The following is a 24,444-nucleotide window of genomic DNA, read 5'->3' as shown; positions in this document are numbered from 1 at the left end:
AAGGTAGGATAACGCGATGAAAATACAAGAAGAAATAGAGTTTACGACCGCCGATTCCATCGTAAAGGAGCTTGTTCGAGCAGGAGTGGAGGCTGCTTTCGGGATTGTCAGCATTCACAATATGCCAATCTATGATGCAATTCTTAGAGAAGGGAGCATCAAACTCATTTGTTCACGTGGTGAGAGCGGTGCCGTAAATATGGCTGATGGATATGCACGCGCCACCGGGAAATTGGGTGTAGTGATTACCAGTACTGGCACAGGGGCAGGAAATGCTGCTGGTTCACTAGTGGAAGCTTGGGCAGCTGGTGTCCCCCTTCTTCATCTTACCGGTGAAGTGGCTTCTTCTTATCTTGGTACAGGCAAAGGATACATACATGAGTGTAAAGACCAGCTTTCAATGATGAGCGGAGCTTGTAAAAATGCAGTAAGGCTTAGAAACCCTGACCAAACCGCAGCAGTGGTAAGGAAGGCAATCCAAGAAGCTTTAACTGCACCAACGGGTCCGGTTACATTGGAAATTCCCATTGACTATCAATCGGCGATCATAGAAGATCTTTCACTCGAAGGGATGCGAACTTCAAACTCTGAAACAAATTCAATGCCATTTATTCCTGAACAAGCCGTACAAAAAATGGTAGGCGCACGCCGTCCTGTAATATGGGCCGGTGGTGGAGTCATCAGTGCCAATGCTTCGCAAGAGCTGCAAAAATTAGCGGAAATCCTTGGTGCAGCGGTTATAACCAGTCAGTCAGGAAAAGGTTCGATTCCAGAAAACCACGAACAATGCATAGGGCATTTTGCGGCATATGAAACAACAAAAGAGTTTTTAAGAAATGCAGATTTATTGATTAGCGTAGGTGTAAGGTTTAGGGGGAATGAAACATCAAACTGGAAAGTGCCGGTGCCACAAGAACATATAGCGATCGATGCGGATTGGCAGGCCATTAACCGGAATTATAAAGCCACGTTAGGTTTGGTGGGTAATGCAAAAGATATGCTGGGTGCCATCATTCAAAAGATTGAAGAACATTCAGTTCATGCGGAGCCTTCTTATTTACAAGAAGTTCTTTCGCTTAGAAATGAAGTGCGCGCTCAACTCAGGGAAACGCTTGGACCGTATGAGCAATTTGTAGATGGGATGAGGGAGATATTACCAGACGATACCATTCTAGTCCGTGATGTAACCGTACAGGCAAACGTTTGGGGCAGCCGTTTATTTGAAATCTATGAACCGAGAACATCCATTCATGCATCAGGTGGTGGAATTGGTCAAGGTCTTCCAACAGCAATCGGTGCCCAAATGGGGTGTCAAGATAAAACCGTCGTTCTTATGGCTGGAGATGGTGGTTTTATGGTGAACATCGGGGAAATGGTTACGGCAGCCGAAGAAAACTTACCAGTTATCATCGTATTGTTCGATGACTCAGGCTATGGGGTTCTTCGCAATATTCAAACAGCCGCATATGGTCGGCAGGTAGCTGTGGATTTATTGAGTCCTGATTTTGTGAAACTGGCTGAGTCGATGCATTTCGATGCAGTGCGTATTGGTTCTGGAGATGAATTCATATCCGAACTGAAAAAGGCTAAGGAAAGACGTAAACCTTCCATGATCGTTGTTGATATGGAAGCTGTGGGGCCAATGGCCAAACCATTTGGCGGACCGCCAGGAGCTGCGGAAGCATTCAAGCCAAAAAAACTATAAGGAGGATTGAGAATGATTTCGACATACCCATTTGTTTCAGGAAAATATCTAGTTAATGGAGAATGGATAGAATTACCGGAAAAAGTCGATGTGGTAAATCCGGCAAATACATTGGAAGTAGTTGGCCAGGTGGCAAAATGCTCTGAAGAAATCGTGAATGACGCGATTGAAGCTGCAGAAAATGCTTTTGAAACGTGGTCTCGCTCTGATATCGGGGAACGGGCTAACCGGATGAACACTGCGGCTGAAGAACTTTCAAAAGTTATCGAGGAAAATGTTACAGTGTTTGTACGTGAAAATGGCAAAACACTTGTTGAAGCTAAAAAGGATTTACTGCGCTGTGTTGAAGTCATGAAGGGCTGTGCAGCAGAGTTACTTGATTGGTGGAAGCCTGAAGTCCTCCCAGGAAAACAAAAAGTCCAAATCCGAAGAAGGGCAAGAGGTGTCACGGCAATAATCACACCGTGGAATTCTCCGATGATATTAACCTTTAAAAGGGTCATACCTGCTGTTTTGGCAGGCAACGCCGTTGTCGTAAAACCTGCAACGAATTGCCCTTTAACGATCATGACCTGTTTAAAAGTAGTTGCTGAACATTTTCCTCCAGGAGTCATCAATATAGTCTCAGGATCTGGAAAAGCAATCGGCGACACACTATGTTCCGATTCACGCGTACGGACATTGGCGTTTGTCGGAAGTACGGAAACCGGGAAAGCTATCATGCAGAAATCAGCTGGAAATCTGCAAAAAGTATATATGGAACTTGGCGGCAATGATCCTGCCATCATTTTGGAAGATGCCAATATGGATGAAGCGGCTATCAAACGTTTGAGGATGGGGATTTTACGGGCAGCGGGTCAGGTCTGTTCCGCTGTAAAAAGAGTGTACGTCCAAGAATCACGATATGATGAAGTTGTGGAGAAGCTGACCAAAGAGTTTAGCCGGATGGTAATCGGTGATGGCATTCAGCCTGATGTAACCATGGGTCCATTGAATAATAAAGCACAATATGACTTTGTGAATGGCTTGATCGAACGTACCTCTAAGTCAGGAGGAAAAATAATCACAACCGGCATCCAGCTGAATCCGGAAACTTGGGATAAAGGTTATTATATGCTTCCTTCCATTATTACTGGCGTCGATCAGCAAAGTGAATTGGTTCAGGTGGAACAATTCGGGCCCATCATTCCAATTTTACCTTTCCATGATATTGATGAAGCTGTAAAATTAGCGAATGATAGTGAGTTTGCGCTGCGTGCATCTGTTTGGACCGAGAATGAAGATATCGCTGTCGAAATGGCAGATCGCCTTGAAGCTGGTGCGGTTTTCCATAATAATCATACCGTTTTCAGCGACTTGGCCCTGGATTTCCCTGGCTTAAAAGAAAGCGGTGTTTCTCGGGAAACAAGACATTGCGGGTTGGAATTCTTTGCGGACTCATACGGGTTTGCTGATTGAGGAAGGATGAAACTACATGAAGTTAGGTTTAATCGGGTGCGGTAATATCGGAAAATTTCTGCTTCAGGCCATTAATAACGACGGGCTTCTTCCAGGTGGGAGAATCGTTGCCATTTATGCCCGCCGTGAAGAAATTGCGTCACAACTAGCAGAAGAATTCAGGACACAGACATATGGTGATGTCGACGAACTTCTTAAATCCGATGTAGATTTAGTCATAGAGGCTGCAACGATTGAAGCAGCTGAAGAGTATGCATTGAAAGTGATTAAAAGCGGGAAGGATCTCTTGCTAAGCAGCATAGGCGTGATGGCGAATTCTGCCTTTGAAGAACAATCGAACCAAATTTGCAAAATGAATAACGTGAATATTCTCCTTCCGTCTGGTGCGATTGGAGGTCTCGATGTACTTAAATCGGCAAAAGCGGTGAATGGCCTTGAATCTGTTTCCATCACCACAAGAAAACCGCCCAACGCATTGCCAGCAGGTACTTCCACGACAGAAGAAACGGTATTATTTGAGGGATCTGCTGCAGAAGCGATCAAACAGTTTCCGAGAAACATTAATGTTGCGATTGTGCTGTCAATGGCTGGTCTTGGATCTGAAAGGACGAAAGTGAAAATCATTGCCGATCCAAATGTGTTAAAAAACATTCACCTGATCGAAGCGTCAGGTTCGTTCGGGAAACTGAAACTGGAAGTGGAAAATGATCCGATGCCAAATAATCCGAAAACGAGTTATCTAGCGGCATTAAGTGTTTTGGCGACTCTGCAAAATAAGGAAAAGAGCGTTCAAATCGGGTAATGCATTATGATGTGATGTAAAGCTTGGAAGGGAGAGAAAAAGTATGCTTAAAACTGAAAAATCCTTAGAAGAAATGTCGAAACAGCAAGTTGTTAACTATTTGAACGAAACGGTTAAACCAGAGGAAGGCGTCATACCTGCATACCTCCTTGGAGATCCAAAGGTTTATGATATAGAACATGAAAAAGTGTTTCTGAAAACATGGGTTTTTATCGGTCATGATTCTGAAGTACCGAACAAAGGAGACTTCATGACCCGTGAACTTGCTGGCTACTCGCTTATCATAACTCGTGATGCTGAAGGGGAAATCAGGGCTTTTTATAATATGTGCACCCATCGCGGAATGAAACTATGCCGTGCAGATAAAGGGAACAAGTCATTATTTACGTGTCCCTACCATGGGTTTAATTTTAAAAACACTGGTGAGCTCGTAGGGGTGCCGTTACAAAAGGACATATACGGGGGCAACCTTGACCGCTCGGAAATGGGCCTTCACAAAGTGAAGCTTGAATCCTATAAAGGTCTATTATTTGGAACTTGGAATGAAGATGCAGAGCCGCTTGAAGAGTTTCTTGGAGACATTAAATGGTATTTGGATATACTTGTAGGTCGTGCAGAAATGGAAGTAATCGGGGTTCCGCAAAGATTCGTTGTTAATTCCAACTGGAAAGTTGGTTCCGATAACTTTGTTGGTGATTCCTATCACACGATGGTCACACACGGATCCATTGCAAAACTGGGCATGGTGCCAAATGCTACCTATTCAAAGCGCGGTTTTCAAATCCATACGGATAACGGGCACGGCCTAAACTTAGGGACACCTAATCCTGACTTCGCTTTCCCGGAAGAATTGAAAGATGAATTTAAAACTAACCTGTCTGAAGAACAATATGGAGTGTTATCAAACTTAAAGAATATGATTGGGAATGTATTCCCCAACTTATCATTTTTAATATCCCATACAAAAATCAAAGACCAATTCATCTCCAACACCTCAATAAGGATGTGGCGGCCAATCGGTCACAATAAAATGGAAGTGATCGCTTGGATGCTCGTGGAAAAGAACGCCTCCCAAGATTGGAAAGATAGATCAAGAGATTCATTTATCTTGACCTTTAGCCCATCCGGCATTTTCGAACAGGATGATACGGAAGTGTTTACGGATATTACTGAAGCAGCCCAAGGCCCAATGCCTTTCCTAAAGAATTTAACCTACAATTATACAATGGGGCTCCATCGTGAACCAGTTGATTTTATAGGGCCTGGTGTTGCTTATGATGATAAATTCACTGAAGCGAGCCAACGGAATTTTTACAAGTACTGGCTTGAATTAATGACGAAATGATAAGCGGGAGGGGGAACCGAAATGAATGTGGAGAAAATGTTGCTCAAATGTGAATTTGAACAGTGGCTGTATGATGAAGCTCAATTACTGGATGATATTGAATTTGATGATTGGTTCGATTTAATGCACTCTAGCTTGCGGTATCAAATGCCTGTACGTGTTAATAAAGAAGGGGTGGAACGACCGGATTATTCAACGGACATGTTTACTTTTAATGATGATATTGAGCTGCTGAAACTGCGCGTGGATCGTTTGAAAACGGATTATGCTTGGGCCGAAATACCGCCATCAAGAACACGGCGTTTTGTCTCTAATGTACGCGTTAAAGACTATGTTGAAGGTGAAAAGGCAGTCGTCAAGAGCTATCTGCTCATCTATCGGAGCCGCAGCACGGATATTCAGCATGATTTGATTTCGGGGGAAAGAAATGATGAATTCATTTTCGAAGAAGGTAAATGGAAACTTTCCAAACGGATATTCATTGTTGATCAATCAACGATAAATACCAGAAATCTTGCTATCTTCGTATAATATTGACTTTGATTAAAATAGATAACAAGGAGGCTGGTTACAATGACAATGGCATTAAAGGATAAAGTAGTGTTGATTACCGGTGGCAATTCAGGTATCGGGGAGGCTGTCACTAGACGCTTCATACAAGAAGGGGCAAAAGTCAGCATCATCGGCCGCTCGATAGAAACGCTAAAGAAAATGAAAGTGGAATTTGGTGAAGAGATTCTCATTAACCAAGGCGATGTAAGCAAATATGAAGACAATGAGAGGGCTGTACAGGCCACTGTCGAGCAATTTGGAAAGCTGGATGTTTTCGTTGCCAATGCAGGAGTCTTTGATGGATTTGCTAAATTTGCCGACGTAACTCCCGATGCACTTTCCGATGCATATGATTTTCTGATCGATATTAACGTTAAAGGATCTTTCTTCGGTGCTAAAGCCGCTCTTGAAGAACTGCAAAAATCGAATGGCAATATTATTTTCACCGTATCCGGTGCTAGTTTTTATCCGGATGGCGGCGGGGTGTGGTACACAGCAAGCAAGCATGCCCAAATAGGGCTGATGCGCCAGCTTGCCTTTGAACTCGCCCCTAACATCAGGGTGAATGCTGTAGCGCCTGGTGGCACTCTGACAGCATTATCGGTCATTCCTCCCCTACGTCCATTCGTTAAAATCGTGGATAATGAAACGAAGGCAAATAGCATAAAGAAAAGAAACCCTCTGCAGCTTGCACAGCTGCCAGAAGATCATGTAGCTGCATATGTCCTGTTAGCATCGGACGCAGCGCGTGCAATTACCGGCGAAGTCATCTCCAGTGATGGAGGATTGTCAGTTCGCGGACTGGGTTGAGTCCATAACAAAATAAACTATGGGAAGTAGGTTTATAAGTATGGCTGAATCACTATTGGGCAATAGGAATATTAATCAACTCGCATTTGTTGTAAAAGATATTGAATCTGCTAATCTTGCTTTCACAACGCTGCTGGGCATTAAGAAAGCAGAACCATTTTTAACTGGTGACAGTTCTGTTTCGAAAGTCACTTTTAGAGGCGTACCAACGGAATCACAATCCAAACTGGCTTTCCTGAATACTCCGACCGTCCAATTTGAACTAATAGAACCCGATAAAAATCCTGGAACGATGCGTGAGTTCCTGGATGAAGTAGGTGAAGGGATCCACCATATAGCTTTTGATGTAGACTCTATCCAAAAGAGGCTGCCAATCATGGAGAAAAGTGGATACCAAGCCTTGCAAACGGGTGAATTCACTACAAGTGACGGCCGATATGTATATGTGGATACACTAGATGATCACAAAACGTTAGTTGAACTGCTTGAAAGTGCGGAGCCAAGAGCAACGGCATGGGAAAGGCCGGAAGATGCCAGCGTTCAGCCGCTATTAGGGACTAACATAGTGGAACAACTTGCGTTTGTTGTAAAAGACCTCGACGCGGCTTCAGATGTATATTGTAAGTTATTGGGTGTTGAAAAACCTCCCATCATCCATTCTGGTTCAACCGATATTACAAACGTGATTTATAAAGGGAAACCCACTGAAGGCAAATCAAAATATATATTCATCGATACTCCGTTAATTCAAATTGAATTGATCGAGCCGGGCGAATCGCCCAGTACGTGGAAAGATCATCTTGAAACATATGGTGAGGGTGTTCACCATATCTCTTTTGTCGTTAAAGACATGGAGGCTAAAATGAAGCTGCTGGAAGAAATGGGCTATCCGGTCATACAGACAGGTAACTTTTTTAACGGAAAAGGCCGGTATGCCTATATGGATACAACAGCGACCTTTAAAGTGATCATTGAACTGCTAGAACGTTTTGATGAGTAAACAAGTAACAATTGATCATCAAAAGGTTTTCGGATGCAATTGACTGATCACTTGGGAGTTACATAATTAGGAATGATGAACTCCAGCGGTCATTATTTCGAAAACCTAGCCATTTTCCCACCTGACCAGCTGATTAACTTACGAGAAGTGAAACCATAAAAGGCATACAAGGCAATGGTCGGGAAGGGGACTTCAACCATGGCCTTGTACGGTTCGAATAAAAGTGGAAAATTTAAAATCAATATGGATTGTATTGACCTTTATTCTTTTTTCTACACCTTTGTCACGAATGGCATAGATTACCTGAAAGTGCTTGTTGTTTCGTTCCTCATACCAAAATTTATCAACCATTGTAACATCTTCATTACGGGCCGATAAAAAGGAAATTCGAAAAGAAAGCCATGATGAATCTGTAGTCTTTGGAGAAAGGTATTTCTCGAGTAGGAATATAATAAGCGGTGAAATTCAAGATTTGCACGCTTGCCGCTATTCGGCTATTTTTATTAATTGCCTGTTGTAGTTTATCCGTTGCCCATTCCAGTTTTTTTAATTCTTCTTCCGTAATTCCTTCACATGCTTTTTGTATAGAATGGTTTTCGAGCATTTTCCTGATTTCCAATTCTTGCTGCAAAAGATCAATATCCACATTGGATATGACCATCCCTATGCCAGGCTTCACCTGAAGCAAATTTTCCTGTTCCAATTTCCTCAAAGCTTCACGAACCGGTGCGGCTACAATTGAATTGTTGGGCGATATCATCTTCCGTTAACCGGTCTCCGGGCAAAATATCCCTTCAATGATCGCATTTTTAATAACAAAAAATATAGCTTCCCTTAAGGGCTTAGAAGAATAATGTTCTATTTGTGTTTCCAGGGTGCTCCTTTTCTAAAATCCAATTATATACAAGTGTATTTATTTTATCTTAAAAAACGATTGAAGTCATTCTCTGCTTCAGACTTTTGATTGTTTATACATTTCAATGAGCTTTTAGTTCATAAAAACGTTGGTTTATATCAACTATGAAACAATTATAACCAAAGACGCTCACAAAGCTATCGGACCTTATGGAAATTCTAGGTAGCCCTCATATATATGCTGTAACTGGGAAACTGCCTAGCACTTTTGGGAAATAAGGTGTCATAGAGTAAGAGGATGCAAACTTAGAGCAGGTTATATAATCATCGGTTTGGAAAGGGGTCACTTTCCCCTGATGAATGATGTATATGGAAATTCTTTTTACAGATAACCATGCAAGAAGTGAGATTCATGTTGCTCGATTACATAAAGATGCTATGATTGAAATCGAAGCTTATTAAACAAAAGAGAACATCAGATTGATATTTTCTTTTGTTTAATATACATAGAGGATACAGGAGGAGTAATAAATGAATTTAGCACAATTTCCTAGAAAGCGATATACACCGACATATACACCAGTTGAGAGATTAGATCATTTTTCTGAAGTTCTTGGTGGCCCATCCATTTACGTTAAACGAGACGATATGCTTGGTCTGACGGCCGGGGGAAATAAAACAAGAAAACTGGAATTCCTTGTTGCCGATGCATTGGAAAAAGGCGCGGATACATTAATTACATGTGGAGGCATTCAATCCAATCATTGCCGCTTGACACTAGCTGCTGCGGTTAAAGAAAAAATGAAATGCATCCTTGTGTTGGAAGAGGGTCTTTCAAATTCTGAACCGGATTTTAACGGTAACTATTTTCTCTATCATTTATTGGGCGCTGAACAAATTAAAGTAGTGCCTAATGGTTCTGACTTAATGCAAGAAATGCAGAAAGTGGCTAAAGAGGTGACAGAGAAAGGACATCAACCTTACATCATCCCGGTTGGGGGATCCAATGTCATTGGTGCGACGGGATACGTTGCATGCGCTCAGGAGATCTTGGCACAGTCCTTTGAGCAAGGGATTGATTTGAAAGCAGTTATTTGTGTAAGCGGCAGTGGAGGAATGCATGCGGGTTTAGTGGCAGGATTTCATGGAAATCACAGTGGAGTATCGGTAATTGGAATAAACGTTAGTAGGGGGAAAGCTGAACAAGAAGAGAAAGTTTTTCAGCTTGTTAAGGAAACTTTAACACATATCGGCATTCCAAATTCAATTCCTCGTGAGGCAGTTACGTGTTTTGATGAGTATGTCGGACCGGGTTATGCTTTGCCTACACCTGAAATGGTGGAAGCAGTCAAGATAATGGCAAGAACAGAAGGGATTTTGCTGGATCCGGTATATACGGGTAAAGCGGCAGCGGGACTCATCGATTTAATAAAAAAAGGCACATTCAAGCCGGAGGATAACATTCTATTTGTTCACTCTGGCGGTGCTTCATCGTTATACGCCAATACTTCTCTATTTAATTGAAATACTTATCATGCATGTGGCCTAATCCCACTTTTTAAATATAGCAGGGGTGGTTATTAAGCAAAAACATATGTATCGAATAATTAATCCAATAGCTTTCATGCTGAATTTTGCCAATGTCACTAATTCCTGCTCTCTAAATGTACCGTAGGCCGGGCCGCTGGTATAAGCTTACAATGCTTCGGCAAGTGTTATGCACTCATATGGATGCCATACCGTTTTTCCGCTGCTGTCGATTCTCGTTACTGCACGATAGATTTGTTGAAGCGGATTAAGTATATCAATTGGAAAGTCCGTTCCAAATGCCAATTTTGCTCCGGCTTCTTGCAATGTATTAATCGAGAAAACATGCTTTTCTCGTTCAGTACCAATCCGTTCGGTGTAAACACCTCTTTCGGACATCGCAAAGTGATCTGGCTGCATTGAAGCAGTAACGCCCAACTCTATGAAACAATGAACATCATCCGGGTGGATCACTTCAATGTGTTCGACGGAATGACGCGAATCTCGTTTACCGTTTGTCTTTTGGGCTTCACCATATGCATCTAGAGCAAGGCGAACCGCTCCGTCGCCAATGGCATGAAAACGAATGCTAAAGCCTTCTTTATCTGCATCAACGACCCATTTTTTGATCGTTTCAGCAGGGAAAGACGTCTCACCGCGTGTATTAGGTTGATCCGCATAAGGTTCAAGTAAATAAGCGGTACGGGCTGTAATGACACCATCGATAAATTGTTTAAGTCCTGACACACGAAGTTTATCCGATTGATACGTATCTCGTAATTGTTTGACATGTTCAAGATTGCCATTTAAAGCTGGCCATAAATGAATACGGGCTGTTAATTCTCCATTGTCTTCGAATTCTTTGAAAACATCTAGAGATTCTATTGTTTTTAAACCATGTAAGTCATTGACAGCAGTTACCCCTAAGCTTTCTGCGTGTGCCAAGAAATCAGAGAAGATTGGATTTTTTTTTGTATTTGAAAAATTAATAAGGAATTTGTAATGAGGGAACATATGTTTTATAATGTACTTTAAGTAATTATCTATCGAAATAGGGGAGGCATTATATGTATATTTCAATTTCAGATTTTATTAAAGAATGGAATAAAGAAGCCATATTGACTCAAAATGTCTTGGATAGTTTGACTGATGAATCCTTAGAACAACAAGTTTATCCAGGAGGTCGCACCTTAGGAAGAATTGTGTGGCATTTCACCACGAATATTCCAGATTATCTAGCTCATTTCGGGTTAAAGATAGACCGGATAGAAAGTTCGGAAAACGTCCCATCTTCTGCCCGGGAAATTGCCATCACTTTTAAAAATGTAAGTTCTCACGCAGCCAAAATTATTGAACAACAATGGACAGACGAATCCCTGGAACAAATACAAGAAGCGTTTGGAAGACAGGAAACAAATGCTTCCATCCTTATGGGACTAATCAAGCATATTGTTCATCATCGCGGACAAGTTACGGTTCTGATGCGTCAAGCAGGAATAAAACCTTTTGGGGTTTATGGACCGCCAAAAGAAGATTGGATTCATTTAGGTGTGGAAACTCCACCGCTTTAATAACTTATGAATGCTTAAGTTATGATCTTCAACATACGGGGCCATTGGCGAATAATTAAATTCCAGTTCTCCATTTTATAACTGAGTTAATAATATGTTTTAGCATCCATTGAAGGATGCTTTTTTATTTTGCCAAAAAGGGTTTAAATGTCATTATCCTTCATATTCCAATTAAAGCGAATGAAGTAAAAGATGAGATAGATCAACAATCCCGGCATAAAATTACCATTTGTTCCGTCTGTTCCTATTGATTGGCTATGTTAAACCATTAGAGCAGAATAGTTCTTTACTATTATTATTTATAAGTAAATGACGAGATCTCTACCAAATCAATTAAAACTGACTGAAAGTGTCTAATTATAACTATCAGTATTTTGTTGAAAAATGTCGTTATTTGCGAATGTCATTATCGTCATTTCTGAGATATTATTATATTGAATTAACACATTGAAGTGATAATGCAACCTTATGTCGGTGCTCAATTAAGTGAGTGGGGGAAAAATAAATGAGTGTAATCATCGAGAAGAAACGAATGGAAAACTATACTCATATGGAAGATGTAATGTTGGTTGGGAAAATCCATAATGGTGATGAGGAGGCACTGGACTTTTTAATCAAAAAATACAGATGTGTCGTTCAATCAAATGCTTTGAAGTATTTTTTAACGGGTGGAGATAAGGAAGACGTCTTTCAGGAAGGGATGATTGGACTATATAAGGCCATTCGGGACTACAAAAATTGCAAAAAGTCGTCTTTCAGAACATTTGCGGAACTTTGCATTACAAGACAAATCATAACGGCTGTTAAGGCGGCCATTCGCCAAAAGCATTCTCCCTTAAATAATTATGTTTCATTGTATATGCCTATCCATCAAGGAGAGTCAGAACAGGGGCTAATTGATCTAATTCCTGAACAGAGGCAAACTGACCCAGTCACGATTTTAATAAAATCAGAAGAAATTTGCGATATTGAGCTAATTTTAACCGAAGTCCTTAGTGAGTTGGAAAGCAAAGTTGTGGACTTGTACCTCGAAGGAAAAACTTATTTTGAAATATCAACGGAACTGAATGTTCAAAAAAAGACGATCGATAATGCACTTCAGCGGGTAAAAAGGAAACTGGAGCGGCACTTCGAGTCCAAAAGGGTGGAAGAATAATAATAATTCTTTAAACTTGCGGTCATTATTATTTGAAAAATAACATCGAAACGATTAATAGAAGAGATAAAAGTACTTGTTAAAGCATTTTCCTGGTAATGGAGCTATTAGTGCAGAGCTAGCTATCCTAAAGGAAAATAAAATCCTTCTAGATAAATGCGCCTATGATAAATTCTCTGAGCCTAAACACAAAAAGCCCAACTGGAATACATGGGCTTTTTACTATGTTCATTTTTTTAATTCACTCTATTCAATTGGAGATTATATCTTAATGTTTCATCTTCTGAATATAATTTGTACCCAAGTCCATCACTGTAATTAAGAAAGACTTTTTCCGGAAGATGCTTTTTAGACTCACTTGAAATTAATACGGGGACCCCATCGATTATGAATCTCTCATCATCTTCGTTCTTATTATCAATTTTCAATTCATGTTCCACATAAATCGAACAGCTCCCAACATAAATGGCTTCTATACGAACACCTTCATTCTCTTTATAATTCACTTTTAATAGTTGTTCAAGCGCTGCTTCTTTAATTTCAATATTCATAAAACCCGCTCCCATATTATTTTTTATCTATACAATTCTCTATTTATTCGTATACCCCATTGTTTATAAGTTAATGTGTTAGACCTTTCCAAGGAAAAAATAAAGTTTCCAATGGTGATTAATATCCAAAGGGGATATACATGGAAGAGATAAAATGAAAATTATTACATTTATTAAACAAATTAACAATGTTGACACTTTCCAGCATTATGCTATAATTCATTCTGTAATTGCAAATCGTAATCATTACTATTTGTGCCCGATAATGACTTTTGAAGAAAGGAAACAAAAAATATAAGAGTAGAGGGTAGTTGAGATGATCCAGGAAATTGATTTTATAAAATTTAATCCAACACAAAATATGACAGTCCTTGTTAAAACTAAATATCCAGTTGAAAGGTATAAGCATGTTGCTTCCAAAATAATGTCTTATGACAATGTACACGCTGAACAAGTAGGATTCATAGATAAACCGAAAAATAATAAAGCTGTTGCACATTTACATATGGCCGGAGGTGAGTTTTGTGGAAATGCTTGTATGGCATTGGCAGCTTTTATTGCGTCTGAAAAAGGACTAAAGCAAAATGAGATGACAGAAATTTTATTAGAAGTTTCAGGTACAGATCAATTAATAGTGGGTCAAGTGAAAAGAAATATAGATGAATATTACTGCCAAGTAACTATGCCTACCCCAAAAAAGATAGAACAGAGAAAAATTGAATTTGATGGCAGTGATTTGAATTTAATCATAGTGAGATATCAGGAGTTCATTCATATTGTGATTGAAGTGGAGGAATTTGATAAGTCAATAAGGGAAAAAGCAGAATCATTAGCAAAGTTGCTGGGAGTAACTTTAGGTGCTAACTTGATCGGGATTTTATTATATAAAGCGAAGTCCGATGAATTGGCTCCCCTCATTTATGTCCCACATTTAGATACTTTGATTTGGGAAAGGGGGTGTGGATCAGGTACAGCTTCTTTAGGAGCGTATCTTGCATGGAAGAATAAAGGAGAGGTCGTTGCTAAAATCAGGCAGCCAGGTGGGACTATTAATGTAAAAGCTAGCTGTTATGACGAAGAGTTGGAGTGTCTTAAAATTGAAGGGTCTGTTGGAATAGTGGCACAAGGTAAAGCTTTTATAGATGTTTAACTATTATATATTATTGGAGTGGAATGAATGTGTTAATAACAAATACTTTGCAAGAAGATTTGAATCAATTTTCAGTAAGATTTAACGATTTTGCAGCAAAATATGACCATACCATGAATCACTGTCCGGAGTTTGAGGTTCTGATAGATGATTATTCAAAATTCATAATAAGTGAGAGGAATAAAGAAGCTTGGGAACAACTAGTACAACATGAATCCAGGGACTTCTATCAACTAGTCGAGGATTTAAGAACGAAATCAGCACTTTGTGTGGCCATTATGGAGAAATATCGTGCTTTGAAGCTGCTAAATGGAACTACTGAGAGTACCAATTATTTTAAGAATATAGAATCATGTATTGAAAATGAATTTGGCCAATTTCGAATTACTTCAGAATCAAAGGTATTATTGGTGGGGTCAGGCTCATTTCCGATGACACCTTTATTAATTGCTAAGCGAACGGGAGCAGAGGTTATTGGCATAGATATTGATGATGAGGCTATTGAACTTGGACGAAAAGTTGTGGATGAATTGGGTGGGGACTTAAATATAAAATTAGAGAAAAAAGAAGTGGAAAATATTGAGTATGCAAAAGAATTAACCCATATCATTTTTAGTTCAACTGTAGAAGCTAAATATGACATACTTGGTCAAATACATCCATTGACAAATGAAAATGTTGTAGTGGCTATGAGATACGGTAATCAGCTGAAATCTTTATTTAATTATCCTATGAGAGAGGTGGATGCAGAAAAGTGGAGGATGGTTGACAATATATTACGTCCAGATCATGTGTTTGATATCGCATTGTATAAAAAAGCATAGCTTACTTGTTAAAGAGGAAGGGAGATTTCATGAGTGATTTTAAGCGAGTTTTAATTTTAGGTACCGGTCCTACATCCATCCAACTTGCAGTCTTTTTAAAAAAGCATTTAAATTGCTACGTGGGGATTGCCGGCAGAGACTCTGTTCGTTCAGAAACATTATTTAAGACCCTTAGGCAAAGTGACCATCTAATACGTGTAAGTGTTCAAAATGAAAAGCATCGAACCATGGAAGGTGAATGTTTCGTCAACGAAGTTTTTAGAGGTTATGAAACCATAAAGGGTGAATGGGATACGATCATATTCTCTGTAACAGCGGATGCCTATATTGAGGTACTGAAACAGTTGAGTGAGCAGATTTTAAAACAAGTAAAATGTATTGTTTTAATTTCTCCAACTTTTGGATCAAACAGCTTGATAAGTTATTATTTGAACAAGTTTAATCTTGAGGCGGAAATTATTAGTTTTTCTACATATTTAGGTGATACACGATGGATGCTGGATGGACCGTCCAATCATGTTTTAACAACAGCAGTCAAGAAAAAAATTTTTATAGGATCTACCCACTTTCCATCTGAAAATGTAGACAAACTATGTAAGGTATATGAGCAGCTAGGAATTGAATTGAAAATTATGGGGACACCGTTTGAGGCAGAAACCAGGAATATTTCTTTATATGTACATCCACCGTTGTTCATGAATGACTTTTCATTAGGTGCAATGTTTGGAGATATAGAAACGAAGAAATATGTTTATAAAATGTATCCTGAAGGACCCATTACACAATATTTAGTGCGGGATATGTTGTCTCAGTGGAAAGAAATTATGACTATTTTGGAAAAAGTAAATGTAAAGAAGATAAATTTACTTCAATTTATGACAGATGATAATTATCCTGTAAGGTTAGAAAGTTTATCGCGTCAAGATATAGAAAGCTTCTATCATTTAGATCCAATCCATCAAGAATATTTACTGTATATACGTTATACCTCATTGCTGATCGACCCTTATTCAGAACCAGATGAGGAAGGAAGATATTTTGATTTTTCTGCGGTTCCAATCAGAAGAGTGTTTGTCAACAGAGAAGGTTATTTGGATATTCCAAGAATGCCAAAGGAAGATTATTATCGCACCAAAATTATACAGGGAATTGCAAAGTATTTAGATTTGAAATGTCCAACAATAGATAAGTTTATTGAAAAGTATGAGAGTAAACTCGAAGAAGTAGCTCAATCCCGGAAAGGCGAAATGTTGTCTCATGCATTTACCGTTCAAAGTTTTGATGAAGATGTGAATATGATATGCGATGAGATAAGGAAAATAATAGCAACAAAGATGTAGGGATAGTAAATGTCGAAACCCAATAAATAAATATACCATTTAAATAGGAATGATTACGATTTGTGGAGGTGGTATTAAACAAACTGTAAACATATTTAGAAGGACTTAAAGGAGAGAACTACTATGTTTAATAAAATATTCCAACTTGCAGCATTAGTTTTTGTTGTTTTATCCATACTGGCTGCTTGCTCTGAAAAATCAGGAATCACAGATAGTAATAAAAAGGAAGTGGCTGACAACAAGCGAAAAGCAGAAATAGTTTATGCATCAGCCAAAGACATTAATGATATGAATCCTCATCTTTACAAAGGTTCCATGCCAGCTCAAGGTATGGTATATGAATCATTAGTTGAAAACACGGCAGATGGAATAAAGCCTTTACTTGCTAAGTCTTGGGAAGTTTCAGAAGATGGAAAAATATACACGTTTCATCTAAGAGAAAATGTGAAGTTCCATGATGGGGAACCTTTTAACGCTGAAGCAGTAAAGAAAAACATAGAGGCTGTACAAAACAATTCAGAAAAGCATTCTTGGATTAAACTTTCCTCAAAAATAGAAAGTGTAAATGCTGTAGATGAGTATACAGTCAATTTGGTACTGGCAGAATCCTATTATCCAACACTGGTGGAATTATCTATGACAAGGCCTTATGTATTCATTTCGCCTAAAGATTTTAAGGATGGCGAAACAAAAGATGGTGTAGAAGGTTTTAACGGTACAGGACCATATACTCTGACTGAACATAAAACAGATGAGTTCGCAATATTTGAAGCAAATGAAAATTACTGGGGCGGCTCACCAAAAATAAAAAAAATTACGTCTAAAGTTCTCCCAACAGGAGAAACGACCTTTTTATCCTTAAAAAAAGGAGAAGTAAACTTTGTTTTTACCGATGATCGCGGTGCAGATAGTCTTGATGTTGAAGCAATGAATGAATTAGTTGATTCAGGTGATTACCAACTTGTAAGAAGTGAACCGATGAATACGAAAATGATCGTTGCGAATAGCAGTAAAACTGATGAACCTGTTAGTGAAAAAGCTGTTCGTGAAGCCATTTGGCACTCCATTGATAGGGAAACGATCACTAAGGATATTTTAAATGGCACTGAAACAACAGCTCATACCCTATTTTCCCCTAACGTCAATTATGCCAATGTCGATTTGATTAAAAGGGGATACGATTTAGAGAAAGCGAAAGAGATTTTAGATGAAGCAGGGTGGGCATTAGAGGAAGGTGCTCAAGTTAGAACGAAAGCCGGTAACAAATTAGTCATGAAACTTTATTATGACAGCAATTCTTCCAGTCAAAAAACCCAGGCTGAATTTATCCAGGCGTCATCAAAAGAAATCGGTATTGAGTTAGAGATTATCGGTGAAGAGTCAACTTCAATTGCTAATAGAAGGTCAACGGGTGACTATGATTTATTATTCAATCAAACTTGGGGACTAGCTTATGATCCACAAAGTACAATTGCTGCTTTTACTTCCGAGGCTTCTTATCTACATACGACAAGTGGAATCCCCAAAGCAAATGAACTATATAAAAAAATTGACCAGGTTATGGTGTCCACTGACGAGGACACACGAAAATCGTTATATACGGATATTTTAAAAATTATACATGAAGAAGCAGTCTTTATTCCCATTTCCAATGGCAGTGTCACTGTTGTTGCTCCAAAAAATTTAAATGGCATATCCTTTAAACAAACACAATTTGAGTTGCCATTTGAGCAAATGTATTTTCAATAGAAGCATAAATAAAAAGGGGGCTTCCCCTTTTTATTTATGCTAAAGTGCAAGTTTCATGTATTAATTGAAAGGAGACTTTTATGGGAAGATACATCCTTAATAGAGTTTTCATAGCCACCCCATTACTTTTGATCATTTCATTTTTGACGTTTGTCTTAATCAATCTTTCTCCTTTAGATCCAGCCGAAGTGGTGTTACAAGCACAAGGTGTTCCAAAAATAACAGATGAACTAATTGTTCAAACGAAAGAAGAGTTAGGAATGGATCAACCATTTATCATACGGTACTTTGATTGGCTTATTGCTTCCTTACAGCTGGATTTTGGAGATTCATACGTGACAGGAAAACCTGTTTGGTCTTTGATAGCTCCAGCTTTTCTCAATTCGTTCAAGTTAACTTTCGTTTCATCTGTTGTCATTATTATTATGTCCATACTAATAGGTGTTATTTGCGCCTTGAAGGAAGGAAAGCTAGCGGATAAATCGGTTAGGGGGATCTCGTTTTTCCTAACGGCAATGCCATCCTACTGGTTGGCATCCATTCTGATTTGGTATGTTTCTGTTAAGTTGAATTTATTACCAACCAGTGGAATGGATTCGTACAAGAGTTATATTTTGCCGGTTATTATCATCACGGTAAGTTATGCTGGAATTTATTTTCGGAATGTTAGATCTTCGATGATAAGCAATTTAAATGAAGACTATGTTCTATATTGTAGGGCTTGCGGTATACCAGAAAAGAAAATTACCGTGCACATTCTAAGGAATTCATTGCAAGTTTCCATTTCGATATTTGGCATGTCCATCCCGATCATATTAGGAAGTACAGTGGTCATTGAAAACGTTTTTGCATGGCCGGGTTTAGGAAGTCTGAGTGTTAAAGCAATCCTAAGCAGGGATTTCCCTATTATCCAAGCTTACGTTCTTATATTAGCAGCCTCCTTTGTATTGTTTAATACAGTTTCCGATATTATAAATGCAGCAATGAATCCTAGGATAAGGAATGATCTCTAGATGAGAATGTTAAATAATCTAATTAAAGATAAGTTAGCTACTGTATCTTTAATTGTCATTGTTGCAATCATAATAGGTGGACTTTTTGCTCCACTAGTTGCGCCACATGACCCGAATGAAATAAAAATGAGCCTTCGATATGCATCGCCATCGTGGGAGCATTTATTAGGCAATGATCATCTAGGGAGATGTATTTTATCCAGGATCATATATGGAATTCGTCCCAGCGTTTTATGGGTTTTATTTGCATTGTTCATCTCTGTTTTGATTGGAGCGGTATTAGGGTTTCTAGCTGGATATTTTAAAGGAAAAGTAGATGCCTTTATTATGAGGATTTGTGACATTATGCTTTCTTTCCCAGGATACGTTATGACATTGGCGATTGTAAGCGTGTTAGGTGTAGGTCTGGAAAATATTTTGATTGCAAGTATTTTGGTGAAATGGGCATGGTTTGCTCGAGTAATCCGGACGTCTGTCATGAAGTATTCTGAATTAGAATATGTCAAGTTTTCCAAAGCATCCGGTATTAGTGACATGAAAATCATATATAAACACCTGGTTCCTGTTACATTTTCTGATATTGCGGTTATTTCAAGTAGCTCTATTGGTTCAATGATTTTGCAAATTTCAGGTTTTTCATTTCTCGGATTAGGGATCCAAGCCCCGAATGCTGAGTGGGGGATGATGCTAAATGAAGCAAGGGAAGTCATGTTTACAAGGCCAGAGTTAATGTTAGCACCCGGTTTAGCCATTGTTATTGTCGTATCGGCATTTAATTTTTTCTCTGATGCCCTCCAAGTAGCTTTGGATCCAAAGTTAATGACTTTTAATAATAATATCGTGAAAAAACCAAGGACCTCTAAAATCAAATTTCAAAAAAAAGAGGTAGCAAATAAATTATGAATATATTAGAAGTTAAAAATCTGAACATACGTGATGTTAAAACTGATGGTGATATCGTCCACAATGGTACATTCACCTTAAAGGAAGGAAGCTGTCTTGCAATTGTCGGGGAAAGTGGAAGTGGTAAGTCCATAACTTGCAGAGCCATTATGAGATTGAATAAATCGTGGCTTCAACAATCAGGAGACATTTTATTTAAAGGAGAAAATTTAAATCTTCTTTCTGAAAAAGAAATGAGGAAAATGAGGGGTAAAAAACTTTGTATGATTCTACAAAATGGGATGAGCGCTTTTGATCCTTCCTGTGTGATTGGTGTTCATTTAAAGGAAACGCTTGTTGAACATTTCGGTTGGAGTAATAAAGAAATCGAAGAAAAAATGAAAAATGCTATGGAAAGTGTCATGCTGAAAAATCCGATAGAGATTATGAACAAGCATCCACACCAGCTATCAGGTGGAATGTTGCAGCGGATTATGATTGCATTGGCATTGGTATTGGAACCCGACATTATTATCGCTGATGAACCAACAACAGCGCTAGATACAATCTCTCAATTTGAAGTTGTTGAACAATTGATTAAGTTAAGAGAAAAAATGGGCTCCTCGATGATCTTTGTATCTCACGATTTAGGTGTTGTAAAGAAAATTGCAGATAATATTTTGGTCATGAAGGATGGAAAAATCATTGAAAGAGGAAATGTACAAGCCATTTTTTCAGATGCACAACATGAATATACCAAATATTTAGTTTCCGCTAAAGAAGAGCTGAGTAATCAGTTTAAAAAAAATATGGGGAGGAGATAACTTGCTTAAAGTGGATTCTATCGACAAATTCTATAAAAAAGGTGGAATGTTTTCTAAAGAAAGACAACAAGTATTGAAGAATGTTAGTTTTGAATGCAGGAATGGTGAATGTCTCGGAATCATCGGAGAAAGTGGAAGTGGAAAATCCACATTAGGTCGCTTGATACTAGGAATTGAAAAACCTGATCATGGGACTGTTTTATTTGAGGGTAAGAATGTGATGGATCGTAGAGTCAGGTTAGGTGCCATCAGTGCGGTTTTTCAGGACTATAAATCTTCCATTAATCCTTTTTTTACGGTTGAAGAAGCCATTTCGGAGCCGTTAAAAGGTAAAAAAAAGACCCAAAAAGAAATTCACTATAAAATTGATATTTTGTTAAATCAAGTGGGTTTAAATCCTTCCTATAGAAAAAAGCACCCTCATGAGTTATCAGGAGGAGAGGTTCAGAGGGTGTGCATTGCAAGGGCAATATCCACAGATCCTAAATGTATTCTATTAGATGAAGCAATCAGTTCTCTAGATATTCCTGTCCAAATACAAGTGCTGAATTTATTAAAAGAATTAAAAAAAGTCTACAATATAAGCTACGTTTTTATAACGCATGACCTCCAGGCTGCGGCCTATATTTGCGACAGAGTTATTATTTTTAGGAATGGCAGAATTGAAGAAATGGTCAATATTGAAAAATTAAAAGACGTTCAATCGGAATATGCAAGAAAATTATTACAGAAGTTAATAACAGTTTAATACTATGTAAGATTAATTGCATTGTTAGAAAGGAGAAAATACGGTGAGTGGAGCGATGGCATGGCCTTTTTTACGTTTGTATCTGTTGGTTCTATTTTATTTTAGTGCGAATGCTATACTGAACGTTATTATTCCTTTACAAGGGGAAGCATTGGGAGCTAACAATACCACGATTGGCTTGATTATGGGGGCATATTTATTTACGACTATGTTCTTTCGACCATGGGCAGGTCATATTATTCAGAAGCATGGACCCATTAAAGTGTTACGATTTATTCTTATTCTCAATGGTTTTGCTTTAATACTATATACAATTACCGGATTAGGAGGATATCTAGTTGCCCGTATGTTGCAGGGCGTATCGACAGCCTTTTTTTCAATGTCATTACAGATAGGCATCATTGATGCATTACCAGAGGAGGATCGCTCTCAGGGCATTTCACTATATTCTTTATTTTCTTATGTACCAGGTATTATTGGCCCATTGCTAGCATTAGGCATTTGGCAAAGGGATATGGACTATTTTACAGTGGCAATGATAGCAATTGCCATCTTTACAGGATTATTTGGCTATAGTGCAAAGATTGACAAAGCAGAGAGTCAGCCTGTTACAAATAATGCTGAACAGGGAGTAAGCATTTTTAAATCCTTCAGTGAGTTAGTAAAAAATCCGTTCTTATTTAAATGCAGCGTTTTAATGTTGGCTGCATCCATTATATTTGGGGCAAGTACAACTTTTATACCACTGTACGCTGTGCAATTAAAGGAAGGAAATGCTGGAATTTATCTCATGATTCAGGCAGGTACCGTTGTTTTGGCCCGTTTTGCTTGGAGGAAAAAGATTCCCTCAGACGGAAAATGGCATTCTTTTTTTATTATGGGAACCATGCTTCTTTTAGCAATAGCCGCTCAATGTGTAAGTTTTTCTATGAACGGCGGAGCTATCTATTTTTATGTTGGCGCTATTTTAATGGGAATTGCGCAAGCACTCATTTATCCAACATTAACAACATATTTAAGTTTTGTCTTACCTAAGATGAATCGTAATGTGTTACTTGGTTTATTTATTGCGATGGCAGATTTAGGAGTCTCTTTAGGTAGCGTGATTATGGGCCCACTAGCTGATTTTTACTCATATTCAGCGATGTATAGGGTTTGTGCCATTTTAGGTGTGGCGATGCTCTTTTTTGCCTATGATCGTCGAAAAGTATTTGTTGGATAAAGGTAATAGAAGGGGCGAGAGAACGGGAAATCTGTCAAAAAGATTGAGGATAAACAGGTAAAACCAATTAGGTAAGAAAGAATCTAGGATTTTTACTCAGACTTCTTTTTAAGTATAATAAAGCCGATGTTTCCTTAACGCAGGAAATGCCGGCTTTATTCTCGAAATTTGTTTAGCTGCGCTAGTTTTCCGCGTTTTGTGTACAGAAGCATCCTGTTAAACAGCTTACTTCCGGATCATCCGCTTATGATTATTTAATAATATCACCAATAAGTTCCTAACATCATGTGCCTGTAACTTCATTCTTGGAATAGCATTCTTTGCAATGATCATCCTATCGGCTTTGCTTTCATGGGCCATTTTTTGTTTAATTCAGTTATAAAAGTCTTGACATTCTTTTTACCTTCCATAATTGGGGAATAGACGTATGAAAGTGTCCTGTTAAAGGATTCATCTTTTACCTGAATAATAGAAAGGATTTTATTTTGTACATCCCTTTCAATTACACTTCGGGAAAGCAGGGCCAGCCCTGCGCCGTTTTTTATAAGTGTTTCTTTAATTCCTTGATTACTGCTTATCGTGAGTATCGATTTAGTTTTCAATCCATTTGAACGTATGACATGGTTAAGGTATTCACGTGTACCAGATCCGACTTCCCTCGTTACCCATGCTTGGTCATGTAAATCAGTAATCTCCACTTCGTCTTTATTAGCGAGTTCATGAGTGTTAGAAGACACAATGAATAGCTCATCTTGCATGAATGGGTGAACAGAAAGCTCTTTTTCGTTAGTTTGACCTTCGATTAAACCAATATCCACCTTGTATAGCCGAACGGCTTGAACGATTTCTTCCGTGTTCCCAATTACGACTTGAAGTTCAAGTTCAGGATAGTCCTCTTGAAGGTCGATGAGTAAAGAAGGAAGGATATACTCTCCTATTGTAAAACTTGCACCTATCTTTAATTCGCCCTTGATGGACCTATCGTGTTCCTGTATGTCTTGTCTGGTCTGTTCATAGATTGTGATCATTTGCTTGGCCCGGTCGTAAAGAATTTCTCCCGTTAAAGTGACTTTTAAAAATTTGGGAGAACGGAGAAATAATTTGGTTTGGAACTCTTCTTCTAATTTTTTAATATGTAAACTAACACTTGGTTGCGACATAAGAAGAATTTCTGCTGTTTTTGTAAAATTCTTGACTTCCACAAGGGTCACAAATGTTTTTAAAGCATCATAGTACATAGAAATTTCCCCTTATTATTAATATTCTTAATAGTTATAATAAATTATATATATTTTACTAATGATATACCTTCCAGTAAAGTTTTAATGAGAAACTTATTTTAGGAAGAGTATAGGCTGGG

Annotated in this window: 23 protein-coding genes; 19 read left to right on the top strand and 4 right to left on the bottom strand. The window is 38.5% G+C overall.

Annotated features, from left to right (window positions below; translation table 11 throughout):
* Positions 1-16 precede the first annotated feature (16 nt).
* The 7 genes from ACIQ0C_RS14350 to ACIQ0C_RS14320 are packed head-to-tail and all read left to right on the top strand — an operon-like array spanning position 17 to position 7,672.
* Entirely contained in the window at positions 17-1,705 is a 1,689-nt protein-coding gene (locus ACIQ0C_RS14350) for a thiamine pyrophosphate-binding protein (protein ID WP_403061002.1), read from the top strand.
* 12 nt (positions 1,706-1,717) lie between these two features.
* A complete protein-coding gene (locus tag ACIQ0C_RS14345) occupies positions 1,718-3,163 on the top strand; it encodes an aldehyde dehydrogenase family protein (RefSeq protein WP_403060999.1) in 1,446 nt (481 codons plus the stop codon).
* Between the two features lie 16 nt (positions 3,164-3,179).
* Complete coding sequence (nadX, locus tag ACIQ0C_RS14340) at positions 3,180-3,965, top strand: aspartate dehydrogenase (RefSeq protein WP_403060996.1); 786 nt, start codon at positions 3,180-3,182, stop codon at positions 3,963-3,965.
* Between the two features lie 43 nt (positions 3,966-4,008).
* Positions 4,009-5,310, top strand: coding sequence for an aromatic ring-hydroxylating oxygenase subunit alpha (locus ACIQ0C_RS14335; protein WP_402841465.1), 1,302 nt, complete (start codon positions 4,009-4,011; stop codon positions 5,308-5,310).
* A 21-nt stretch (positions 5,311-5,331) separates the two neighbouring features.
* Positions 5,332-5,841 carry an aromatic-ring-hydroxylating dioxygenase subunit beta gene (locus ACIQ0C_RS14330; RefSeq protein ID WP_402841468.1) on the top strand — a complete coding sequence of 170 codons (510 nt, stop codon included), beginning with the start codon at positions 5,332-5,334 and terminating at the stop codon, positions 5,839-5,841.
* Positions 5,842-5,883: 42 nt separating this feature from the next.
* The gene (locus ACIQ0C_RS14325; protein WP_403060993.1) at positions 5,884-6,672 is read left to right on the top strand and encodes an SDR family NAD(P)-dependent oxidoreductase; all 789 of its coding nucleotides are present in this window, start codon (positions 5,884-5,886) and stop codon (positions 6,670-6,672) included.
* Between the two features lie 40 nt (positions 6,673-6,712).
* Complete coding sequence (locus ACIQ0C_RS14320) at positions 6,713-7,672, top strand: VOC family protein (protein ID WP_403060990.1); 960 nt, start codon at positions 6,713-6,715, stop codon at positions 7,670-7,672.
* Positions 7,673-8,036: 364 nt separating this feature from the next.
* On the opposite strand, the gene ACIQ0C_RS14315 is transcribed toward ACIQ0C_RS14320, so the two are convergent.
* Positions 8,037-8,432 (bottom strand): GntR family transcriptional regulator, encoded by a 396-nt coding sequence (locus ACIQ0C_RS14315; protein WP_402841475.1) that lies wholly within the window; start codon positions 8,430-8,432, stop codon positions 8,037-8,039.
* 626 nt (positions 8,433-9,058) lie between these two features.
* Here ACIQ0C_RS14315 and cuyA point away from each other — a divergent pair.
* Entirely contained in the window at positions 9,059-10,051 is a 993-nt protein-coding gene (gene cuyA, locus ACIQ0C_RS14310; RefSeq protein ID WP_403060987.1) for a D-cysteate sulfo-lyase, read from the top strand.
* A gap of 171 nt (positions 10,052-10,222) precedes the next feature.
* Here cuyA and ACIQ0C_RS14305 read toward each other — a convergent pair whose 3' ends face one another.
* The gene (locus tag ACIQ0C_RS14305) at positions 10,223-11,068 is read right to left on the bottom strand and encodes an amidohydrolase (protein ID WP_403061099.1); all 846 of its coding nucleotides are present in this window, start codon (positions 11,066-11,068) and stop codon (positions 10,223-10,225) included.
* A gap of 53 nt (positions 11,069-11,121) precedes the next feature.
* Between ACIQ0C_RS14305 and ACIQ0C_RS14300 the strand changes: the two genes are divergently transcribed.
* Both ACIQ0C_RS14300 and sigH read left to right on the top strand, forming a co-directional pair.
* Positions 11,122-11,625: a DinB family protein gene (locus ACIQ0C_RS14300; protein WP_402841480.1), complete on the top strand. Its 504-nt coding sequence runs from the start codon at positions 11,122-11,124 to the stop codon at positions 11,623-11,625.
* Between the two features lie 505 nt (positions 11,626-12,130).
* On the top strand, positions 12,131-12,781 hold the full coding sequence (gene sigH, locus ACIQ0C_RS14295; RefSeq protein WP_403060984.1) for an RNA polymerase sporulation sigma factor SigH: 651 nt from the start codon (positions 12,131-12,133) through the stop codon (positions 12,779-12,781).
* Between the two features lie 236 nt (positions 12,782-13,017).
* Here sigH and ACIQ0C_RS14290 read toward each other — a convergent pair whose 3' ends face one another.
* Positions 13,018-13,332 carry an iron-sulfur cluster biosynthesis family protein gene (locus tag ACIQ0C_RS14290; protein ID WP_403060981.1) on the bottom strand — a complete coding sequence of 105 codons (315 nt, stop codon included), beginning with the start codon at positions 13,330-13,332 and terminating at the stop codon, positions 13,018-13,020.
* Positions 13,333-13,648: 316 nt separating this feature from the next.
* On the opposite strand from ACIQ0C_RS14290, the gene ACIQ0C_RS14285 reads away from it, so the two are divergent.
* The 9 genes from ACIQ0C_RS14285 (at position 13,649) to cntE (ending at position 23,084) form a co-directional block, all read left to right on the top strand.
* Positions 13,649-14,482, top strand: a complete 834-nt coding sequence (locus ACIQ0C_RS14285; RefSeq protein WP_403060978.1) for a histidine racemase CntK family protein — start codon at positions 13,649-13,651, stop codon at positions 14,480-14,482.
* 35 nt (positions 14,483-14,517) lie between these two features.
* The gene (locus ACIQ0C_RS14280) at positions 14,518-15,306 is read left to right on the top strand and encodes a methyltransferase domain-containing protein (RefSeq protein WP_403061096.1); all 789 of its coding nucleotides are present in this window, start codon (positions 14,518-14,520) and stop codon (positions 15,304-15,306) included.
* A 29-nt stretch (positions 15,307-15,335) separates the two neighbouring features.
* On the top strand, positions 15,336-16,646 hold the full coding sequence (locus ACIQ0C_RS14275; protein ID WP_403060975.1) for an opine metallophore biosynthesis dehydrogenase: 1,311 nt from the start codon (positions 15,336-15,338) through the stop codon (positions 16,644-16,646).
* Between the two features lie 123 nt (positions 16,647-16,769).
* The gene (gene cntA / locus ACIQ0C_RS14270) at positions 16,770-18,395 is read left to right on the top strand and encodes a staphylopine-dependent metal ABC transporter substrate-binding lipoprotein (protein WP_403060972.1); all 1,626 of its coding nucleotides are present in this window, start codon (positions 16,770-16,772) and stop codon (positions 18,393-18,395) included.
* An 80-nt stretch (positions 18,396-18,475) separates the two neighbouring features.
* Complete coding sequence (gene opp1B / locus ACIQ0C_RS14265) at positions 18,476-19,408, top strand: nickel/cobalt ABC transporter permease (protein WP_403060969.1); 933 nt, start codon at positions 18,476-18,478, stop codon at positions 19,406-19,408.
* Entirely contained in the window at positions 19,409-20,311 is a 903-nt protein-coding gene (gene cntC, locus ACIQ0C_RS14260) for a staphylopine uptake ABC transporter permease subunit CntC (RefSeq protein WP_403060966.1), read from the top strand.
* On the top strand, positions 20,308-21,114 hold the full coding sequence (gene cntD / locus ACIQ0C_RS14255) for a staphylopine uptake ABC transporter ATP-binding protein CntD (protein ID WP_403060963.1): 807 nt from the start codon (positions 20,308-20,310) through the stop codon (positions 21,112-21,114). Before cntC ends, cntD begins: the two co-directional genes overlap by 4 nt.
* A gap of 1 nt (position 21,115) precedes the next feature.
* Positions 21,116-21,862: an ABC transporter ATP-binding protein gene (locus ACIQ0C_RS14250; RefSeq protein WP_403060960.1), complete on the top strand. Its 747-nt coding sequence runs from the start codon at positions 21,116-21,118 to the stop codon at positions 21,860-21,862.
* Positions 21,863-21,905: 43 nt separating this feature from the next.
* Positions 21,906-23,084 carry a staphylopine family metallophore export MFS transporter CntE gene (cntE, locus tag ACIQ0C_RS14245; protein WP_403060957.1) on the top strand — a complete coding sequence of 393 codons (1,179 nt, stop codon included), beginning with the start codon at positions 21,906-21,908 and terminating at the stop codon, positions 23,082-23,084.
* Between the two features lie 329 nt (positions 23,085-23,413).
* On the opposite strand, the gene ACIQ0C_RS14240 is transcribed toward cntE, so the two are convergent.
* Positions 23,414-24,322, bottom strand: coding sequence for a LysR family transcriptional regulator (locus tag ACIQ0C_RS14240; RefSeq protein ID WP_403060954.1), 909 nt, complete (start codon positions 24,320-24,322; stop codon positions 23,414-23,416).
* Positions 24,323-24,444: the final 122 nt, after the last annotated feature.

The organism is Peribacillus sp. NPDC096448 (genome assembly GCF_044762675.1).
Classification (GTDB): Bacteria; Bacillota; Bacilli; order Bacillales; family DSM-1321; genus Peribacillus; species Peribacillus frigoritolerans_B.
The sequence above is the reverse complement of the archived record's forward strand: the minus strand, read 5'-3'. Positions and strand labels throughout refer to the sequence as shown.

What these genes read in the sequence shown, in the direction of transcription:
- opp1B (WP_403060969.1), top strand. Translation starts at nt 18,476, where the DNA reads ATGGGAAGATACATCCTTAATAGAGTTTTCATAGCCACCCCATTACTT.
- ACIQ0C_RS14350 (WP_403061002.1), top strand. Translation starts at nt 17, where the DNA reads ATGAAAATACAAGAAGAAATAGAGTTTACGACCGCCGATTCCATCGTA.
- ACIQ0C_RS14315 (WP_402841475.1), bottom strand. Translation starts at nt 8,432, where the DNA reads ATGATATCGCCCAACAATTCAATTGTAGCCGCACCGGTTCGTGAAGCT.
- ACIQ0C_RS14275 (WP_403060975.1), top strand. Translation starts at nt 15,336, where the DNA reads ATGAGTGATTTTAAGCGAGTTTTAATTTTAGGTACCGGTCCTACATCC.
- ACIQ0C_RS14285 (WP_403060978.1), top strand. Translation starts at nt 13,649, where the DNA reads ATGATCCAGGAAATTGATTTTATAAAATTTAATCCAACACAAAATATG.
- ACIQ0C_RS14300 (WP_402841480.1), top strand. Translation starts at nt 11,122, where the DNA reads ATGTATATTTCAATTTCAGATTTTATTAAAGAATGGAATAAAGAAGCC.
- ACIQ0C_RS14305 (WP_403061099.1), bottom strand. Translation starts at nt 11,068, where the DNA reads ATGTTCCCTCATTACAAATTCCTTATTAATTTTTCAAATACAAAAAAA.
- cntC (WP_403060966.1), top strand. Translation starts at nt 19,409, where the DNA reads ATGAGAATGTTAAATAATCTAATTAAAGATAAGTTAGCTACTGTATCT.
- ACIQ0C_RS14240 (WP_403060954.1), bottom strand. Translation starts at nt 24,322, where the DNA reads ATGTACTATGATGCTTTAAAAACATTTGTGACCCTTGTGGAAGTCAAG.
- ACIQ0C_RS14320 (WP_403060990.1), top strand. Translation starts at nt 6,713, where the DNA reads ATGGCTGAATCACTATTGGGCAATAGGAATATTAATCAACTCGCATTT.
- cntD (WP_403060963.1), top strand. Translation starts at nt 20,308, where the DNA reads ATGAATATATTAGAAGTTAAAAATCTGAACATACGTGATGTTAAAACT.
- ACIQ0C_RS14325 (WP_403060993.1), top strand. Translation starts at nt 5,884, where the DNA reads ATGACAATGGCATTAAAGGATAAAGTAGTGTTGATTACCGGTGGCAAT.
- nadX (WP_403060996.1), top strand. Translation starts at nt 3,180, where the DNA reads ATGAAGTTAGGTTTAATCGGGTGCGGTAATATCGGAAAATTTCTGCTT.
- ACIQ0C_RS14345 (WP_403060999.1), top strand. Translation starts at nt 1,718, where the DNA reads ATGATTTCGACATACCCATTTGTTTCAGGAAAATATCTAGTTAATGGA.
- cntA (WP_403060972.1), top strand. Translation starts at nt 16,770, where the DNA reads ATGTTTAATAAAATATTCCAACTTGCAGCATTAGTTTTTGTTGTTTTA.
- sigH (WP_403060984.1), top strand. Translation starts at nt 12,131, where the DNA reads ATGAGTGTAATCATCGAGAAGAAACGAATGGAAAACTATACTCATATG.
- ACIQ0C_RS14290 (WP_403060981.1), bottom strand. Translation starts at nt 13,332, where the DNA reads ATGAATATTGAAATTAAAGAAGCAGCGCTTGAACAACTATTAAAAGTG.
- ACIQ0C_RS14330 (WP_402841468.1), top strand. Translation starts at nt 5,332, where the DNA reads ATGAATGTGGAGAAAATGTTGCTCAAATGTGAATTTGAACAGTGGCTG.
- ACIQ0C_RS14335 (WP_402841465.1), top strand. Translation starts at nt 4,009, where the DNA reads ATGCTTAAAACTGAAAAATCCTTAGAAGAAATGTCGAAACAGCAAGTT.
- cuyA (WP_403060987.1), top strand. Translation starts at nt 9,059, where the DNA reads ATGAATTTAGCACAATTTCCTAGAAAGCGATATACACCGACATATACA.